Annotated in this window: 17 protein-coding genes; 13 read left to right on the forward strand and 4 right to left on the reverse strand. The window is 72.8% G+C overall.

The window, feature by feature from the left end; genetic code table 11:
• The first annotated feature begins 99 nt into the window (after positions 1-99).
• The 8 genes from Pme01_RS23430 (at position 100) to Pme01_RS23465 (ending at position 8252) form a co-directional block, all read left to right on the forward strand.
• Positions 100-1458, forward strand: a complete 1359-nt coding sequence (locus Pme01_RS23430) for an MSMEG_0569 family flavin-dependent oxidoreductase (RefSeq protein ID WP_239088410.1) — start codon at positions 100-102, stop codon at positions 1456-1458.
• A 118-nt stretch (positions 1459-1576) separates the two neighbouring features.
• Positions 1577-2419 carry an amidohydrolase family protein gene (locus tag Pme01_RS23435; protein ID WP_239088411.1) on the forward strand — a complete coding sequence of 281 codons (843 nt, stop codon included), beginning with the start codon at positions 1577-1579 and terminating at the stop codon, positions 2417-2419.
• 46 nt (positions 2420-2465) lie between these two features.
• Positions 2466-2978: an MSMEG_0572/Sll0783 family nitrogen starvation response protein gene (locus Pme01_RS23440; RefSeq protein WP_168117876.1), complete on the forward strand. Its 513-nt coding sequence runs from the start codon at positions 2466-2468 to the stop codon at positions 2976-2978.
• An 11-nt stretch (positions 2979-2989) separates the two neighbouring features.
• Complete coding sequence (locus Pme01_RS23445; RefSeq protein WP_203935823.1) at positions 2990-4081, forward strand: MSMEG_0568 family radical SAM protein; 1092 nt, start codon at positions 2990-2992, stop codon at positions 4079-4081.
• A 5-nt stretch (positions 4082-4086) separates the two neighbouring features.
• Entirely contained in the window at positions 4087-5478 is a 1392-nt protein-coding gene (locus Pme01_RS23450; protein ID WP_168117877.1) for an MSMEG_0567/sll0787 family protein, read from the forward strand.
• On the forward strand, positions 5475-6317 hold the full coding sequence (locus Pme01_RS23455) for a carbon-nitrogen hydrolase family protein (protein ID WP_168117878.1): 843 nt from the start codon (positions 5475-5477) through the stop codon (positions 6315-6317). Before Pme01_RS23450 ends, Pme01_RS23455 begins: the two co-directional genes overlap by 4 nt.
• A gap of 7 nt (positions 6318-6324) precedes the next feature.
• Positions 6325-7158 carry a carbon-nitrogen hydrolase family protein gene (locus tag Pme01_RS23460; protein ID WP_168117879.1) on the forward strand — a complete coding sequence of 278 codons (834 nt, stop codon included), beginning with the start codon at positions 6325-6327 and terminating at the stop codon, positions 7156-7158.
• A complete protein-coding gene (locus tag Pme01_RS23465) occupies positions 7155-8252 on the forward strand; it encodes an MSMEG_0565 family glycosyltransferase (RefSeq protein ID WP_239088412.1) in 1098 nt (365 codons plus the stop codon). Before Pme01_RS23460 ends, Pme01_RS23465 begins: the two co-directional genes overlap by 4 nt.
• 44 nt (positions 8253-8296) lie before the next feature.
• Here the strand turns inward: Pme01_RS23465 and Pme01_RS23470 are convergent, their stop codons facing one another.
• The gene (locus tag Pme01_RS23470; protein WP_168117880.1) at positions 8297-9547 is read right to left on the reverse strand and encodes an FUSC family protein; all 1251 of its coding nucleotides are present in this window, start codon (positions 9545-9547) and stop codon (positions 8297-8299) included.
• Positions 9548-9712: 165 nt separating this feature from the next.
• On the opposite strand from Pme01_RS23470, the gene Pme01_RS23475 reads away from it, so the two are divergent.
• On the forward strand, positions 9713-10672 hold the full coding sequence (locus Pme01_RS23475) for a M15 family metallopeptidase (protein ID WP_239088413.1): 960 nt from the start codon (positions 9713-9715) through the stop codon (positions 10670-10672).
• A gap of 33 nt (positions 10673-10705) precedes the next feature.
• Here Pme01_RS23475 and Pme01_RS23480 read toward each other — a convergent pair whose 3' ends face one another.
• Genes Pme01_RS23480 through Pme01_RS23490 form a run of 3 tightly spaced genes read right to left on the reverse strand, consistent with a single transcriptional unit; the run spans position 10706 to position 15244 of the window.
• Entirely contained in the window at positions 10706-11698 is a 993-nt protein-coding gene (locus tag Pme01_RS23480) for a hypothetical protein (RefSeq protein ID WP_168117881.1), read from the reverse strand.
• 5 nt (positions 11699-11703) lie between these two features.
• On the reverse strand, positions 11704-13284 hold the full coding sequence (locus Pme01_RS23485) for an FAD-binding oxidoreductase (protein ID WP_168117882.1): 1581 nt from the start codon (positions 13282-13284) through the stop codon (positions 11704-11706).
• 31 nt (positions 13285-13315) lie between these two features.
• On the reverse strand, positions 13316-15244 hold the full coding sequence (locus Pme01_RS23490; protein WP_203935824.1) for an N-acetylmuramoyl-L-alanine amidase: 1929 nt from the start codon (positions 15242-15244) through the stop codon (positions 13316-13318).
• 42 nt (positions 15245-15286) lie between these two features.
• Here Pme01_RS23490 and Pme01_RS23495 point away from each other — a divergent pair, with 42 nt between their 5' ends.
• The 4 genes from Pme01_RS23495 to Pme01_RS23510 all read left to right on the forward strand — a co-directional run bounded on the left by Pme01_RS23495 (position 15287) and on the right by Pme01_RS23510 (position 18595).
• Positions 15287-15799, forward strand: a complete 513-nt coding sequence (locus Pme01_RS23495) for a glycosyltransferase family protein (protein ID WP_168117883.1) — start codon at positions 15287-15289, stop codon at positions 15797-15799.
• A gap of 186 nt (positions 15800-15985) precedes the next feature.
• Positions 15986-16948, forward strand: coding sequence for a glucosyl-3-phosphoglycerate synthase (locus Pme01_RS23500; RefSeq protein WP_168117884.1), 963 nt, complete (start codon positions 15986-15988; stop codon positions 16946-16948).
• Complete coding sequence (folP, locus tag Pme01_RS23505) at positions 16945-17832, forward strand: dihydropteroate synthase (RefSeq protein WP_203935825.1); 888 nt, start codon at positions 16945-16947, stop codon at positions 17830-17832. The genes Pme01_RS23500 and folP overlap by 4 nt, the downstream gene beginning before the upstream one ends.
• A 28-nt stretch (positions 17833-17860) precedes the next feature.
• Positions 17861-18595 carry a class III extradiol ring-cleavage dioxygenase family protein gene (locus Pme01_RS23510; protein WP_168117885.1) on the forward strand — a complete coding sequence of 245 codons (735 nt, stop codon included), beginning with the start codon at positions 17861-17863 and terminating at the stop codon, positions 18593-18595.
• Positions 18596-18639: the final 44 nt, after the last annotated feature.

Consider the following 18639-nt stretch of genomic DNA (forward strand, 5'->3'; position numbering starts at 1 on the left):
GTTCGGAGTCGGGGCGAGTCGTAACGGCGGGGCATTCCGGATGCAACGCCGCCGACATGATCCCTGACTGTACTGGGGCACGTGTCTGAAGCATCGCGAGTGATACATCTGTCGGGCGGCGCCGGCGCCCCTGAGCTGGACGGTGAACACCGCACGGTCGTCGTCGTGGGTGGCGGCCAGGCCGGTCTGGCGATGAGCAAGTGCCTGACCGGACGCCGCGTCGACCATCTGGTCCTGGAGCGCGACCGGGTCGGCGGCGAGTGGCGCGACCGCCGCTGGGACTCGTTCTGCCTGGTGACGCCGAACTGGCAGTGCAACCTGCCCGGCTTCCCCTACCCCGGCGACGATCCGAACGGTTTCATGGTCCGCGACGAGATCGCGCGGTACGTCGAGGACTTCGCGCGGTCGTTCGGCCCGCCCGTGGTGACCGGGGTCCGCGCCACCGGTCTGCGGCGTGACCGGGGCGGAGTCTTCCACCTGGCCACGACGGCGGGCGCCGTCACCGCCGACCACGTCGTCGTCGCCACCGGCCCGTACCAGGTGCCGCTGATTCCCCGGATGGCGGAGCGGCTGCCGGAGAAGATCCTCCAACTGCACTCGTCGCAGTACCGCAACAGCGCGCAGCTGCCAGCGGGTGACGTGCTCGTCGTCGGCAGCGGCCAGTCCGGCGCCCAGATCGCCGAGGACCTGCACCTGGCCGGCCGTCGGGTGCACCTCGCCGTCGGCAGCGCACCCCGGGTCGCCCGGTTCTACCGTGGCCGGGACGTGGTGGCGTGGCTTTCCGACATGGGCTACTACCGCCGGACGATCGACGAGTTCGACGACGCCGACGCCGTACGCCTGCGGGCCAACCACTACGTGACCGGCCGCGACGGCGGGCGCGACATCGACCTGCGCGCGTTCGCGCGCGACGGCATGCGGCTGCACGGGCGCCTGACGGGCGTCGACAGCGGCAGGTTGCGCTTCGCCCAGGACCTGAAACGCAATCTCGACCACGCCGACGCGGTGTCGGAGAGCATCAAGGACTCCATCGACTCCTACATCGCGGCGACCGGGGTGATCGCGCTGGCCGAGGCGCGGTACACGCCGGTGTGGGTACCCGGCGAGGAACAGGCGTCGGAGCTCGACCCCGCCGGGATCGCCGCGGTGATCTGGGCTACCGGGTTCGGCCGCGACGACCGGTGGATCGACGAACCGGTGTTCGACGGGCACGGTCGTCCCCGCCACACCCGCGGCGTCACCAACTGCCCGGGTCTGTACTTCCTGGGACTGCCCTGGCAGTACACCTGGGGCTCGGGACGGCTCAGCGGCGTCGGAGCGGACGCCGAGCACCTGGCCGACCGGATCGTCGCGGCGCGCGGCGCCCGGCGGCTGTCCGACGTGCGGTGGATCGCCGGTACGCCGTGGAACACGTGCCCCGGCGACGACGAATTCACGCCGGCGCGCACCGTGGCGTGAACCGGGCCCGTGGCTGACGCGGCAGATCCACCGCGTTTTACGCGGGCGAAATCCACCGTAACGACGCGTTGTTCCGGATGGAACGACGCCGACGCGATCGGAGAGTGTCATCGTCGCCATGGGAATCGTCGCCATGGGCAGTCGTCCGGTCTTCGACGCGCACCGGCACCTCGGTGTCCTGCCGTCCTATCCGTTCTATGGGGGTCCGCCGGTCATGCCGGCGGTGCGGTCACGGGCGACGATCCGGGAGCTGATCGCGGACCTGGACGCGGAAGGGACCGAACGGGCCCTGGTCATCCCCAACTACGGGGTACCGGATCCGCAAGTGGCGTTCTCGTTCAACGAACTGTGCGTCGAGGCGGCGGCCACGGACGACCGGATCGCCGCCGGGCTGTGGGTCTCGCCGCTGCCGGCCGACGCCGCGCGTACCGAGGCCGCGCTGGCGCTGGCGGGTGAGCGCGGGGTACGCGCGCTCAAGCTGAGCTTCCTGCTCGGCGGCCGACCGACCGACCCCACCTGCCGGCCCGGACTGGACCGCATCTTCGCCGCCGCCGAACAGCACGACCTGGTCGTGCACGTCCACACGTCACCGGGCGCCGCCTCGGACATCGACGAGGTCGGCCACCTGGTCGAGTGGTACGGCGACCGGGTCGCGGTGCACCTGGTGCACTTCGGCGGCGGCATGAGCGGCCACATCAAGCTGGCCGGCTCCCGGTTCCTCGACTGGGTCGAGGCCGGGAAACGGGTCTACACCGACCTGTCGTGGGCGATCGGCTTCGCGCCGCGGTGGCTGTTCACCGAGGTGGAGCGGCGCGGGGTCGGCCACGACCGGATCCTGTTCGCCAGTGACGAACCCTGGGGCGACCAGCCCGGCGAGTACGCCCGCATGAAAGCCGCCGTGGGCGGCGCTGACCTCGCGGACCTCGTGTTCCGCGAAACGTTCCACAAGCTCTACGGATAGCCGTAGCCGCTCAACCGAAGTAGCCACACAACCGAAGGAGCACACCATGGCCGACCTGGCCGAACTCGAGAAGCAGAGCCTCGACGAGATCCCCCACCCGTCCCTTCCCGAGGGCTCCAGCCTGTACGGCACCACGAAGATCTTCCCCGACTACCAGGCCGAGAACGGCGAGGCGTACTTCACGCTGGTGCACGGCATCGCCCACGAGTCGTCGGTCAGCTTCGTGGCGATCCTGCAGGCGACGCGGGCGCTGCGGAAGGGCTTCGAGACCGCGATCTACTTCTACGGCCCCGGTTCGCTGAACTGCCTGGCGACCCGCGGGTTCCCCACCACCGGCAACGCCGCGTTCCCCGGCGAGATGAACATCAACAACCAGCTCAAGACGTTCATGGCCGAGGGCGGCAAGGTGTACTGCTGCCGGTTCGGCCTGTCGCTGCACGGCGCCCGGGAGGAGGACCTGATCGAGGGCGTCATCCCCGCCCACCCGCTCGACGTCCAGGACGCGTTGATCCATTACGCGCGCAAGGGCGCGATCATCAACTCCACGTACATGTTCTAGAGGTGGTTGCTGTGCGCGTTGGCACCGACGGTCCGGACACATCCACAGTGGAGGTACGTGCGGCCCTCGCGGTACACGGCGTACGCCTGCGGGCACCCGTACGCCGTCCGCAGGGAGCAGGCCCCAGCGACGACGGCCATGTGCTCGTCGACGGTGCCAACGCGGCACTGCCCAACAACCCCGACAGCCCCTTCGACGTCCGGGACGGCCGGGTCTTCCACGGCGCGGTCGACACCGGCCTGTCGCTCACGGTCGTGCGCCGGCCGAAGTTCTACGACCTGACCACGGCCGACGGGGTCCCGTACGAGAAGATCGCCCGCCTGCACGGCGCGGACGTCCTCGCCACCACCGTGGTGCAGACCTGCATCCGGTACGGCGAGGACCAGCGCTGCCGGTTCTGCACCATCGAGGAGTCGCTGCGGGCCGGCGAGACCGTGGCCGCGAAGACCCCGGCTCAACTGGCCGAGGTCGCCGCGGCAGCGGTACGCCTCGACGGGGTCCGGCAGATGGTGATGACCACCGGGACCACCACCGGCCCCGACCGGGGCGCCCGTAACCTGGTGCGGTGCGTGCGGGCCGTGCTGGAGGCGGTACCCGGCCTGCCGATCCAGGTGCAGATCGAGCCACCGGCCGACCTGTCGGTACTGGCCGACCTGTACACCGCGGGCGCCACCTCGATCGGCATCCACGTCGAGTCGCTCGACGACGAGGTCCGCCGGCGCTGGATGCCGGGCAAGTCGACGGTGCCGCTGAGCGAGTACGAGGCGGCCTGGGACGAAGCGGTTCGGGTGTTCGGCCGCAACCAGGTCTCCACGTACCTGCTGGTCGGGCTCGGCGAGGACCCCGACGACCTGGTCTCCGGGGCGGCCCGGCTGATCGCGCGGGGCGTGTACCCGTTCGTCGTACCGTTCCGGCCCATGCCGGGCACCCTGGCCCGGCGCGACGGGGTCCCGGCACCGCCCGTTGAGCTCGTCCGCGAGGTGACGGAACGGGTCGCCGCGCTGCTCCGCGCGGCCGGGATGACCGGGGCCGAGCAGAAGGCCGGCTGCGCCGCCTGCGGTGCCTGCGGTGCCTGCAGCGTACTGCCGGCGGCCGGCGGATGAGCGGCATGAGCACGTTCGAGGTGGTCGCGCTGCTCGGCGAGCGCCGCGCCGCACCGCGCCCGGCCTTCTCCGTCGAGCGCGCCGACGACCCGGCCTGCCTGGAGGCCTACCGGGCGCTGCGCACCGAGGTCTTCGTGACCGAGCAGGGCCTGTTCACCCGCCACGACCTGGACTCCTACGACGCCGACGAGCGCACCGTCGTCCTGGTCGCCCGCGACAACCGGGGCGAGGTGATCGGCGGGGTGCGGCTGCACCCGGCCGGCGACGGCCCCGACCTCGGGTGGTGGCGCGGCGGCCGGCTCGCCGTCGTACCGGCCAGCCGGGGCGTCGCCGGGGTCGGTCCGGCCCTGGTCCGGGCCGCGTGCGCGTACGCCGAGAACGCGGGCGTGCTGCGCTTCGAGGCGACGGTGCAGTTGCGCAACGAGCCGATGTTCAGCCGGCTGGGGTGGACGGCGGTGCGGACCGTGACCGTGGCCGGGGTCCCGCACGTACTGATGCGGTGGCCGGTCGGCCGGATCGCCGCGGCGGCGGCCACCAAGCGGGACCTCGGGCGGCTGTTGCGAGGCGTCGCGCCGGGCGGGCCGGGCTTCGTCGGCGACGACGGCGCGCCGGTCCCCGGTACCGACCTCGTCGCCGCCTGTGATGCCATCCTGCCGTCGATGGTGGAGCGCGACCCGGAGTGGGCCGGCTGGTGCTCGGTCCTGGTCAACGTCAACGACCTCGCCGCGATGGGCGCCGAACCGGTGGGCCTGCTCGACGCCGTCGCGGCGCGCGACCGCTCCTTCGCCAGCCGGATCCTGTCCGGGCTGCGGCGGGCGGCGGCCGCGTACGGCGTACCGGTGCTGGGCGGCCACACCCAGCTCGGCGTGCCGGCCGCGCTGTCGGTCACCGCCCTCGGCCGCGCCGCCGACCCGGTACGCGGCGGAGGCGGCGTGCCGGGGCACCGGGTACGCCTGACCGTGGACACCGGTGGGGGCTGGCGCCCCGGGTACCTCGGGCGCCAGTGGGACTCCACGTCCACGCGTACGACCACGGAACTGCGCGCGATGCTCACGTCGGTGGCGGCCGCCCGACCGGCGGCGGCCAAGGACGTGTCGATGGCCGGGATCGCGGGCACGCTCGGCATGCTGGCCGAGGCCAGCGGCTGCGGCGCGGTGCTCGACGTCGCGGCCGTACCTCGACCGTCGGGCACGACGGTCGGTGACTGGCTGACGTGCTTCCCCGGCTTCGCGATGCTCACCGCCGACACGCCCGGCGCTCCCCCGCCACCGGCGGGTCCGGCCGTGAGCGCCGAGTGCGGCGAGCTCGTCGCGGGCAGCGGAGTGGCGCTGCGCTGGCCGGACGGCGAACTGACCACTGTCATATCCCACGACGTCACCGGATTGGGGCAGGCGTGAGCACACTTCGGATGGCCGCTGTCGCGGCGCCGTTCGACCGCGACCTCGAGGCGGACTTCGCCCGGATCGAGCGGCTGATCACCGAGGCGCGGGCCGGCGGCGTACGGCTGCTGGCGCTGCCCGAGGCGTGCCTGGGCGGTTACCTGTCCTCTCTGGACGGTCCGGCCGAGGCGCCACCCGCCCTGGACCTCGACGGGCCGGAGATCCGCCGGCTCGCGGCCCTCGCCGGCGATCTCGTGGTGACCGCGGGGTACTGCGAACGCGCCGGTTCCGGCCGTTTCAACAGCGCGGTGTGCGTGACCGGGGACGGGGTGCTCGGTACCCATCGCAAGGTCCACCAGCCGCTCGGCGAGGGCGCGAGCTACGGCGCGGGCGACGGGTTCGCGGCGTTCGACACCCCGGTCGGCCGGATCGGCATGATGATCTGCTACGACAAGGCCTTCCCGGAGTCGGCCCGCGCCCTGGCGCTCGACGGCGCCGAGATCATCGTGTGCATGTCGGCCTGGCCCGGCAGCCGTACCAACCAGACCGCGAACCTCGCCCATGACCGGTGGAAGCGCCGCTTCGACCTGTTCGACCGGGCCCGGGCACTGGAGAACCAGGTGGTGTGGCTGTCGGCGAACCAGTCCGGCACCTTCGGCTCCCTGCGCCTGGTCGGCAGCGCGAAGGTGGTGGACCCCGGTGGCGAGGTGCTCGCCGACACCGGGGTGGGCGCCGGCATGGCCGTGGCCGAACTGGACGTGGCGCGGACCCTCGAGGACGCCCGCCGCGCCATGGGGCACCTACGCGACCGCAGGCCGGACACGTACCGGGTGCCGGACCTGTCCATGGCGGGTTGAGCCGCGCATGGGGATGATCCGCATCGGTGCCGTCTCGGCGCACTTCGGCCGTTCCCTGGACCACGCGGTCCAGCGCATCGCGGCGCTCGTCGGCCAGGCCCGCGGCTCGGGCGTGGGTCTGCTCGTGCTGCCGGACGCCGCCCTCGGCGGGTACCTGGCCGACCTGCGCCACCCCGATCCCGCCGCGCTGCCGCCCGCCCTCGATCCGGACGGCGGCCACATCCGGCACGTCGCGGCGCTGGCCCGGGACATGGTCGTGTGCGTCGGCTACTGCGAGGCCGACGGGGAGCGCCGGTACAACAGCGCGGTCTGCGTGACCGGCGACGGTGTGCTCGGCCGGCACCGCAAGGTCCACCAGCCCGCCGGCGAGTCGGTCGTCTACGCCGCCGGCGAGCGCTTCACCGCCTTCGACACCCCCGTCGGCCGGCTCGGCATGCTGATCGACTACGACAAGACGTTCCCCGAGTCGGCCCGTCGGCTCGCGCTCGACGGCGCCGAGATCCTGGCGTGCCTGTCCGCGTGGCCGGCCAGCATCACCAACCGTGCGCCGCGGATGACCCACGACCGGCAGTCGCGGCTGTTCGACCTGTACGACCGCGCGCGGGCGGCCGAGAACCAGGTCGTCCTCGTCTCCTCCAACCAGACCGGAGCCATCGGTGGGATGCGCTTCCTCGGGCAGGCGAAGGTCGTCGGCCCCGGCGGGGAGATCCTGGCCCGTACCTGGTCCAAGGCCGGCATCGCGGTGGCCGAGATCGACCCGGCGGCCGAGATCGCCAACGCCCGGCGGGTCCTCAGCCACCTCAAGGAGCGTAAGCCCACGGCCTATGGAAGCGGCTCGTGAGACCGCTGTCCATCGCGCTGCTGACCTACTCCACCAAGCCACGCGGCGGCGTGGTGCACACCCTCGCGCTGGCCGAGGCGCTCGCCGACCTCGGCCAGCGGGTGACCGTCTGGACACTGGGCCGCGGCGACGACGCCGGGTTCTTCCGCCCGGTCGATCATCGGGTACGTCAGGAGGTCGTGCCGTTCCCGGAGCGGCCGGGCGAGGGCGTGGGCGAGCGGATCCTGCGGTCGATCGCCGCGCTGCGGGCGGCGTTCAACCCGCGAGGGTACGACGTCGTGCACGCGCAGGACTGCATCAGCGCCAACGCCGTGGGCCGCTGCGTGCGTACCGTGCACCACCTCGACCAGTTCACCACGCCCGAGCTGGCCGCCTGCCACGAGCGGGCCATCGTGACGCCGTACGCGCACGTCTGCGTGTCCTCGGCCGTGGCGGCCGAGCTGCGGCAGGGCTGGGGCATCGAGGCGGCCGTCATCCCCAACGGCGTCGACGCCGACCGGTTCGCCGCGGCCGCCGGCCCGGGCCCGACCGCGGTCGCCGCCCGGGAACAGTGGAAGGGGCTCGGCCGGTACGTGCTCGCGGTCGGCGGTATCGAGCCGCGCAAGGGATCGCTGGCGCTGCTGGAGGCCTACGCCCTGCTCCGTCGCCCGGCTCCGGACGTACGCCTGGTGATCGCCGGTGGCGAGACGCTGTTCGACTACCGCGACTACCGGGCCCGCTGGGAGCGGCGCGCGGCCGAGCTCGGCGTCGAGCCGGTGGTCCTCGGTACGGTCGGCCACGACGCCCTGCCGTCGCTGGTCGCGGCGGCGAGCGTGTTCGCGTTCCCGTCCACGAAGGAGGGGTTCGGGCTGGCGGCGATGGAGGCGCTGGCAGCCGGGGTACCCGTCGTGGCCAGTGACCTACCCGTGCTGCGCGAGATCTTCGACGGCGCTGTCGCCTTCGCGTCCGGTACCCGCGGGTTCACCGACGCGCTGGGCGCCGCGCTGTCCGACCCGGACGCGCGCCGTGCGGCGGGACGGTCCCTGGCCGCCCGTTACACCTGGCGGGCCGCGGCCGCCCGCCATCTCGACCTCTACCGCTCCCTTCCCGTGTGATCACCGAGAGCCGGCGGTGTCATGGCACCGCGCGCTCTCGGTGATCATGACTCGGGAGGTCGGCGTGGCTGCAGCCCGTTCGCGGCCTGCGCCGCGGCGCCCCTGAGCCGGCGGATCGCCTGGCGCTGCCGCTCCGTGATCAGTGGCGGTCGCCAGGACGCGTCCGACGGCCGGACGGTCGCCTCCACCTCGACGCGGAGCCGGTCGACGGCCGCCAGCAGCGCGCCGTGCTGCTGCCAGGCGGCCTGGTCGGCGTGCGGGTCGACGATCAGCAGCTGGCTCAGCCGGTCTCGGCGGCGATGCAGTTCGATCAGATGAGATTCCACCGTCCCCCGCGCGGCGTCGGCCGGCGCGCTGCCCGAGGCCAGCGGAGCCACACCCGCCAGCGCCGCGGCCGCGCACTCCAGTACGTCGGCCAGGGCCGCGCGCTCCTCCTCGTCGTACGCACCGGCCTGCTCCTCCACCGGTATGAAGTACGTACGGTCGAAGAGCGCCCGGCACAGGTTGCGCAGCGACACGTAGCAGTGTTCGAGCCCGGTCAGGGCGGTACGCAGCAGCGGCTGCGCGTTCCGGATGCTGGCGGCGCGCGGGTTGAGGCGGGCGCTGTGCTCGGCGCGCTCCAGGGACCGGTCGGCCCGCGCCACCTCGGCGCCGAGCGCGCGCGCCTCGGTGAGCCAGTGGTCGGCGACGTCCCGCGACCAGCCGGAGCGCACGTCACCGGCGAGCCCACGCAGCACCCGCGCCATCCGGTCCGCCAGGTCGCCGATCGCGTCGCCGGCCGGGCGGACGTACAGCGGCGGCGCGATCGCGAGGTTGACGAGCACGCCTATCCCGGCGCCGATGAGGGTCTCGTACACCCGCCCGACGGCCGCGGCCTCGGCGCCCCCGACGGCGAGGATCAGCATCGCGCTGATCGGGACCTCCAGCAGGTGCGGCCCCAGCCGCAGCAGCATCCCCAGGACGAGCGACATGGCCACCACGGCGCCGAGGCTCCACCAGGTGAGCCCGGCGAACGTCGCGACGCCGAGCGCCACCAGTACGCCGGCCAGCACGCTGGCCACCCGCTGAAGGCCCTGGGTGACGGTGTCGTACATCGTCACCTGCACCACGAGCAGCGCGGTCAGGGGCGCGAGTACCGGCTGCGCACTCGTACCCAGCGCGTCGGCCACGATGAAGGACACCACGGCGGCCAGCGTCGTCTTGGCCGTCCGCAGCCCGGGGATCTGACCCTCCCGGAGCAGGACGGCGGGCAGCGGGCGACCGAGGCCGAAGGTCAGCCACGACGGTAGGCGCATGATGGTCCAGACTCGATGCCGGCATCGACTCCTCGCATTGTGCCCCTCCCACGTGTCACGGCGGTCACAACGCCCGGCCGGCGGGTGACGGCGCCGGCAAGGACGTGAGAAGGGACATTAAACTCAGCGTGTCGGTTTGAGAACAAAGCGTGCTAGACATGGCGCATGTCGGTCTTTCGCCGGATCCCGGGGCGTACCCACCCGGGTCAGACCCGCACCGGGCGCACCCTCGCCCTGTTCGCGACCACGGTGGCGACCCTGGCAGCCGCGGCCGGCTGCGCCACGGCGACGATGCACCCTGCCCCCACCCCGGCCAGCGCCACCCCGGCCAGCGCCGTGCCGACCGGCGCAGCCGTACCGACCAGCGCCCCGGCCACACCGACGAAGCCCGCCCCGTCCGCCGGAGCGAACGTACCCGAGCGCGCCCCGGCCGGGTTCGTCGCTCTGTCCGATGTGGATCCGACGATTCTGCAGGACATCCGGTACGACACCGACCACAACTTCGTCGGGCGGCCGATCGACGGCTACCGCGACCCGATCTGCATCCTCACCCGCGAGGCCGCCGAGGGCCTGCACCGCGTCCAGACCGCCGCGCGCGCCCACGGGTACAGCCTCAAGGTCTACGACTGCTACCGGCCGCAGCGGGCGGTCGACGACTTCCAGCGCTGGGGACCGCGCCTCGACGACCAGCGGACCAAGGCCGAGTTCTACCCGCAGCTGGACAAGTCCGTGCTGTTCAACGAGGGGTACATCGCGGGACCGACGGCCCACAGCCGGGGCAGCACGATGGACCTCACCATGGTCGCCCTGCCGGCGCGCGACCAGCGCCCGTACGTCGCCGGTGAGAGGCTGACGTCCTGCACCGCGCCGCAGGCGCAGCGGTTCCCGGACAACACCGTGGACATGGGTACCGGCTTCGACTGCTTCGACTCGCTCGCCCACACCCTCGATCCCCGGGTGACCGGCCAGGCCATGGACCACCGCCTGCTGCTCAAGCGCCTGATGGCGGACGCCGGCTTCACCAACTACCCCAAGGAGTGGTGGCACTACTCGCTCACCACCGAGCCGTACCCGCACACGTACTTCGACTTCCCGGTGTCACGCGCCGCTGTGAGCCACGACTGACCGGTCCGACGGGACACAGCGGCTCCGGTTCGACTACGAGCTCGGCTGAGACTCCCCACCGTCGGCCTCCAGGCCCCGGACGACCGCCGCGACCAGGGCCACGACCGCACGGCGGGTACGCGGTGCCAGCCGCTGCCAGCGCAGCGGCCGCGAGCCGTGCAGTACCGGGTCGTCGGGCAGGCGCAACGACACCACTCCGAGGTCGCCGGCCCCCACGTGACGGTCGTCCGGGCTCGACGCCGGCGTCGGCACCAGTGCCGCGACCACAGCCGTCGCCGCCGGCCGGCGCAGGATCGACTCGACCCACGGCACACAGGCCTCCAGCCAGGCGTGGCCCGCCTCGTCGTCGGGGCCGACGAGGATCACCCGGTCGGCGGTCCCGATGACCGTCGCGGCGATCGAATCCTCGGACAGCCGCGGTGCGTCGGTGACGACGGCGGAGGCGTAACGACCGAGTACCGGCACGGCGGCGAGGTACTCCTCGGCTCGGATCGCCGGTTCGCCGGACGCCGGATCCCGCGCGAGGAGCAGGACGTCGTCGGTCAGCAGGACGTCGTCGGTCAGTGCGAGATGCTGGCGCAGCCAGCGCTGTCCGGTCGTGGACCTCCCCGACCCGCCGGGCGCCGCGCCCCGGATACCGAGCCCGGCCAACACCGGGTCGGCGGAGCCGTCAGCCCGCGCGGCCAGTCGGCGGTACAGCCCGCCGTCCTCGCCGACGTCGACGGCCAGGACATTCGGCCCGTGGAAGCGGGCGAGCGCGAGAGCGACCATCGCCGCCACCGTGTACCGGCCCCCGGACGGTGAACCCACCACGACGATCGAACTGCCGGCCCGCAATCGTCCGGGAAGCTCGGCGTACCGTCGGCGTCCGCTCCGCAGCCGGACGGCATGGCGGGAATCCAGCACGCTGGCCGCCGACTCGGCCACCGACCGGGCCATCGACCGCAGCGGCCACCGGTCGAACCCCGCGAGTACCGACATCGCGGCCGACCGGCCGGCGTCCCGGATGGATTCACCTAAGGACATACCGGTCAACTCGGGCCGACGAGCACGCCGGGGTTGAGGACCCCGTACGGGTCGAGCGCGGCCTTGGCGGCGCGCAGCGCGACCGCGAACGGCTCCGGCCGCTGCCGGTCGTACCCGGGACGGTGGTCCCGGCCGACCGCATGGTGGTGAGTGACGGTGGCCCGGTGCCGGCCGAGAACCTCCATCGCCGCCGCCTTGATCTCGTCCCACATCGCGACCTCCCGGCCACGGCGGCCGGCGGCGATCACCGTGAAGTACGGCGCCGGGCCATCGGGGTAGACGTGCGTGATCCGGCAGGTGATGACGCCGGGCGAGCCGGTGATCTCATTGATGGCGGCACCGACCTCGGCGTACACCGCCCGGTACAGCTCATGGACCCGGTCCCAGGTGCAGGCGGTCTCGAACGTCTCGACGATCGCGCTCATCCGGGCGAGCCCGTCCCGCAGGTACGGCATGCGCAGGAACGACGACCGCCACGCGTCGGCGGCCTGGTCACCCCCATGGGCACGGGCCGTCCCGCCGTGGTCGCGGGCGAGGTCCACGAGTTCGGCCAGCCGCCCGTCGACCGGACGGTCCGCGGACTCCACGCCCAGCAGCAGCACGCTCTGACCGCCCCCGGCCAGGCCGGAGAACGCCGCCTCACCGGGATCGAGCAGCCGGCAGTTGGCCGGGTACAGGCCGGCCTGGGAGACGGCGCGGACCGCGTCCATCGCGTCGGTGACGTCGGTGAAGGTCACGGTCGTCGACGCCTTGTGGCGAGGCCGCTGCTGCACCCGCATCCAGGCCTCGGTGATCACGCCGAGCGTCCCCTCCGAGCCCAGGAAGAGACGGTCGGGCGACGGGCCCGCGCCGGAGCCGGGTAGCCGCCACGACTCGCTGACCCCGACCGGGGTCACCACCCGCAGCGACTCGGTCAGATCGTCGATGTGCGTGTACAGCGTGGCGTAGTGGCCGCCGGAGCGGGTGGCGAGCCAGCCGCCCAGCGTGGAGAACTCGAAGCTCTGCGGGAAGTGGCGCAGCGTGTACCCGTACGGTCGCAGTTGGTCCTCCAGCATAGGCCCGAGCGCGCCCGCCTGGATCCGCGCGGCCCGGCTGACGGTGTCCACCTCGAGCACCCGGTCCATGGCGGACAGGTCGAGGCTGAGCACTGCGGCGTGCCCGTCGCCGCGGTACTCCACTCCCCCGACCACCGAACTGCCGGCGCCGTACGGGACGACCGCGACGCCGTGACGCCCGGCCCAGTCGAGCAGGTCCACGACGTCGGACTCGGAGCGCGGGAACGCGACGAGGTCCGGCGCGGCCGTGAGGTCGCCGTGCAGCGCGCGGAGCACGTCGCGATAGGCCTTGCCGTACGTGTGCGCCGCGCGGTCCGGCGGCGTGGTCGAGATCCGGTCCGCGAGTGAGGCCGGTGGCCGCACCCGCGGGGGCGCGAGTTCGCCGATCGCCGGTGTGGGCAGCGGCCGGTCCGGCAGGCCGGGCACCAGGGCGGCGAGCGCGACGCACTCGTCGTCCGGCAGTGCCTGGTCCGACCAACCCCAGCCCCACCAGGACCGTTGGCGCGTGGTCGGGTCGACGCCGGCGGTCATCGGTCGGCCAGGGTGGTCAGCGGGCGGCTCCCTACGATGACGGCAACAGGTCCACGTCGGCGGCGCGCAGGTACGCCACCCGGTGCCCGAATTGCACCTGATAGTAGACGTCGTTGCCGCGTACGACCAGGTGATCGGCCGTGTCGAAGGTGGTGGCGTAGTAGTACTCCGGCCGCAGCACCAGACCGACCGCATAGCGCTGGCCGGCGGGCAGCGTGTACGGCAGCGGCACCACCGACTGGACGGGGACGTTCGACGGGTACGCCCGCGCCTCCGGGTAGGCCCTGCCGTACACCGGCACGCTGGCGCGGCCGGCCCTGGGCGTGGCGACCAGCCCGGTCGCGGGCATCGTCTGGGCGCTACGCAGCCAGCCCTTCTGCCCGAGGTACCAGACCGCGGTCCACTCACCACCGCGCTCGGCGACGGCGTACCGCTGGCCGGTGGAGACCCGGCTGCCGTGGTCCAGTACGTCCATCGTGGACTGTCCGGTGGGTACGTGGCGGCCGACGTCGAGCAGCAGCGGCGCGTCGTCACGCGGCTCGGTACGCAGGACGACCGAGGCCGAGGGGCGCGACGGGCACGGGTTGCCGGAGCCGGGCCGGTCGCAGCCGGTGTACGCGGGCCGGTTGGACTGGAAGTCGGGGGCGATCGTGACCAGGCCGCTCTGAGCGCCGCCGCTCGGGCGCAGCGGCGCGCCGAGCAGGTCGAAGTAGTGCGCCCAGTCCCAGTACGGGCCGGGGTCGGCGTGCATGCCGGGGATCGTGGACGGGATCGTTCCCTGGACGGTGTCGTGGCCGAGGATGTGGTGCCGGTCCAGCGGGATCCCGTACCGGAGCGCGAGGTGGCGCACCAGCGTCGCCGAACTGCGGTACATCGCCTCGGTGTACCACGTACCCTGCGCCGCGAAGCCCTCGTGCTCCAGGCCGATGGCCTTGGCGTTGACGTACCAGTTGCCGGCGTGCCACGCCACGTCCCGGCTCTTCACGTGCTGGGCGATGTGCCCGTCGGAGGAGCGCAGCGTGAAGTTCCAGGAGACGTACGTCGGGTCCTGCACCAGCCGCAGCGTGGTGGCGTAGTCCTCTTCGGTGTCGTGGATGACGATGTACTCGATGCGCTGGCTGGCGGGGCGGTCGGCCTTGTCGTGGTTGCCGTAGTCACCCGGATCCGCCGAGAGCTTCTGGTACGGCGCGGGGATCCACTCGCAGGCGAGGGTGGGCGGGCACTCGGTCTCGGCGCGACTGGACGCGCGCAGCCCCAGCCGGTCGAGCCACGTCGTCTCCGGCCTGACCGCCCGGGCCGGCAGGGTGACGCGCTGGCCGTCGTCGGTGGTCCGCTGCGCGCCGTCGCGGATCGTGGCGTACACCTGGTCGGCGAAGCTCCGGGCCCCGTCGGCGTCGTCCGCGCCGGAGTAGCGCGCGACCGCCCCGTACCACGCGGCCGGATCGCCCACGACGGGCGCGCCGAGCTCACTCTGGTACCGGCGCAGCACCGCCGCCCCGGCGCGGATGTTGGCGCCCGGGTCGGCCTTGATGGCGACCGGGTCGAGGCCGGTCAGCCCCTTGGCCAGGTCGACGGTACGCAGCGCGGCCGCGACCTGCCCGGCCTCGGTGCGGCGCGGGGCGAGCGGACGCGCGGTGTCGCCCCGGGGGTCCTCCGCGCCGTCGTGGTGGTCCGAGCCGGTCAGGAACGGTACGGCGTCGGTCAGGTGCATCGGCCCGTACCCGGCGGCGCGGGACGGCTGGCCACCGTTGGTGTCCCAGCGGGACTGCAGGTACGAGACGGCGAGCAGCACGTCTTCGGGCACGCCGAACTCCGCGGAGGCCGCGGCGAAGGCCCGCTGCCGGTCGCCGTCGGCGGCGGCTGCCGGCGACGGCCGGAGAGCGCCACCGAGGCCGACGGTGACGGCGGCGGTGACGGCGAGGGCGAGCGCCGGACGGCGGAAGCTGGACATGACACGCATGGGTCCTCCTGCGTACCCCGGTGGTGCCGAAAATAAATAACGATGCTAGTCAATGAACTGGTGATTGGTAACTTCTCGGATCGACGGATGCGGATCCTCTTCTCCTGCCGCCCGGCGCTCGGGCACGTGTACCCGCTGATCCCGCTGGCGATGGCGGCGCGCGAGGCCGGGCACCGGGTGGTCTTCGGTACGGGCGCCGCATTCGTGCCCCGGCTGCGGCGGCTCGACTTCGAGGCGTACCCGGTCGGCATAGCGGTCTCGGAGGCGGAGGCGCAGGCGCGCCGCCAGCTCGGCGACGCCGACCCGCTGGAGCTCATTCTCACCATGTTCGGGGACGTACTGGCCCGCCGCACCTTGGCCGATCTCGTACCTCTGCTGGCGGAGCTGCGGCCGGACCTCGTGGTGTACGAGCAGAGCCCTGGCCGACGTCATCGCAGCGGGCAGATCCGTTCGACTCCCATGAGCCTGCGGGTGGCGCCCTCGAACCATTTCGCATATTCGCATGAGGCCGGCGGGCCCGATCACGTCGCCGGCCAGTCTTTTTGCGGCAAATAATGAGATGTATCATATGCACGAAACCGATACCCAGCGGCTGCGAAACGAGGTGGCCCGATCGACCCGCACAATCCATGGTCCGAGACGGCCGATTCGCCCCTGAGCTGGCCTTGGTCCCGGCTCGCCCGGACCGGCGGCGGAAGGTCGGTGGCGATGATCCTGTTGAACAACTGCGAGGACTGACACGTGCACGAGCGGGCATCAGCGTGGTTTCACAAGCGAAGCTCGAATTGGAAAGAATGGCCGCTGGACCGGCTTCTCGAATTGAAATTCCGTCAGGATTCTCGAATTAGTCTTGTCATTCCCGCCCGGGATGAGGCCGCCACGATTTCGGAAATTGTCGGCACGCTGCGTACGGCACTCGTGAAAGACGCGCCCCTGCTCGACGAGCTTGTCGTCATCGACTCGAACTCCAGCGACGCCACGGCGACCCTCGCCGAGCAGGCCGGCGCGACCGTGTACCGGGCCGGCGACATCGCACCGGAGCAGGGCAACCATCACGGCAAGGGCGAGGCGCTCTGGAAGTCGCTCTTCGTCACCAGCGGTGACCTGCTGGTCTTCGTCGACGCCGACCTCACCGGCTGGGGTCCGCACTTCGTCACCGGCCTGCTCGGGCCGCTACTCACCGACCCCGGGACGCTGCTGGTCCGGGCCGCCTACACCCGGCTCCGTACCGGCAGCGACGGCACCACCTCACCGGACGGCGGCCGGGTGACCGAGCTCGTCGCCCGCCCGCTGCTGAGCCTGTACTGGCCGGAGCTGACCGGAGTGGTCCAGCCGCTCGCCGGGGAGTGGGCGGCCCGGCGCAGCCTGATGGAGTCGCTGAGCATCCCGGTCGGCTACGGGGTCGAGCTGTCCACGTTGGTGGACACCGCTTCCGGGTACGGTCTCGACGCGATCGCGCAGGTCCACCTCGGCGCCCGCGCCCACCGACACCGCAGCGACCACGATCTCGCGCTCACGGCCGCCGAGGTGCTGGCCGTGGCGGAGTCCCGGCGGGACCGGCCCGGTGCCGCGCTGACCGCCCCGCAGCTCCAGCAGTTCCGCCAGGACGGGGACTGGGTGACGCCGCAGGCCCGTCCCGTACCGGTGTCCGAGCGACCGCCGGCCGTCGGCATCGCGCGTGCTGAGGATGGGAAACCCGAATGAGCGATGGCCCCCGCGAGCCGGGCGTGCTCCGACTCGGCCGCCACTCGTTCGACGTGCACCGGCGCCTGGTCATGGCGATCGTCAACCGCACGCCGGACTCGTTCTACGACCGCGGCGCGACCTGGCGCGAGGACGCGGCGATGGAGCGCGTACACGCGGTCGTGGCCGACGGCGCCGACATCCTCGACATCGGTGGGGTGCCGGCCGCTCCGGGCGCCGAGGTCGACGTCGCCGAGGAGATCCGCCGGACGGTTCCGTTCGTGGCGGCCGTCCGGGAGGCGTACCCCGACATTGTCATCAGCGTGGACACCTGGCGGCACGAGGTCGCCCGGGAGGTCTGCGCCGTCGGTGCGGACCTGCTCAACGACACCTGGGGCGGTTGGGACGACCGGCTGGCGGAGGTAGCGGCCGAGTACGGGGCGGCGCTGCTGTGCGCCCACGCCGGTGGCCTGCCGCCCCGTACCCGGCCGTTCCGGGTGGCGTACGACGACGTGATGGCCGACGTGCTCGACCGGACGCTCGCCCTGGCCCGCCGCGCCGTCGCCGCGGGGGTCGACCCGTCCCGGATCCTGATCGACCCTGCCCACGACTTCGGCAAGAACACCTGGCACTCGCTCGAGGTCACCCGTCGCCTCGACGAGATGGTGGCGACCAACTGGCCGGTGCTCGTCTCGTTGTCCAACAAGGACTTCGTGGGCGAGACCCTCGACGCCCCGCTCGGCGAGCGACTCGTCGGAACGCTGGCGGCGACGTCCGTCTGCGCCTGGCTCGGCGCCCGGGTGTTCCGGGTCCACCACGTCCGCGAGACCCGCCAGACCCTGGACATGGTCTCGGCCATCCGCCAGGAGAGCCCGCCGGCCCGCACCGTCCGCGGGCTGGCGTGAACCCCGTACCGCAACGGAGCCTGACTCGATGATCCTTTCCGCCGCCCTGTGCCCGAGCCCCCCGCTCCTGGTCCGTGAGCTGTCCGGCGCCGACCCGGCGGCCGCCGAGCTACGCGAGGCCTGTTCGGCGGCGGTGGCGATGCTGACGGCGAGCGCGCCCGACGTGATCGCGGTGGTCGGAGCCGCTGACCGTACCGAGACCTGGCCCACCGACGCCCGGCTGGACCTCTCCGGGTACGGCGGACCGCCCGGGCCGGGGGTCGCGCGGCCGGCCCCGCTCGCGGTCGGAATGGGCGCGCTGCTGCTCGACGAGGTCGGCTACCGCGGGCCACGCCTGCTGCGCTCGGTCGGCCCCGACGAGCCGCTGTCCGGCTATCACCGGGTCGCGGCCGAGATCGACGCGGCCGCGCCGCGGGTCGGCCTGCTCGTCATGGCCGACGGCACCGCGCGCCGAACCCTCAGGGCGCCGGGGTACCTCGACGAGCGCGCCGCCCCGTTCGACGCCGAGATCCAACGCGCGGTCTCCACCGGCGACCTGGCCACGCTGCAGGCACTGGACCGGGCCCTGGCCCGGGAGTTGATGGCGACCGGCTGGCCCGCGCTCCAGGTTCTCGGCGCGGCGTTCGGCGACCGCCGGATGAGTACGAAGGTCCGGTACGCCGACGCCCCGTTCGGCGTGGGGTACCTCGTCGCGACGGTCGGCGATCTTGGGCGGGTAGCGGGGCGACAGGCCCACCAGGTGCCCAAGATCCTGCGGGGTTAAGCGGCGCTGACGCGGGCAGACTCCGGTCGGGTGCCCGGGGGCAC

The organism is Planosporangium mesophilum, assembly GCF_016863255.1.
GTDB classification, from domain to species: Bacteria; Actinomycetota; Actinomycetes; order Mycobacteriales; family Micromonosporaceae; genus Planosporangium; species Planosporangium mesophilum.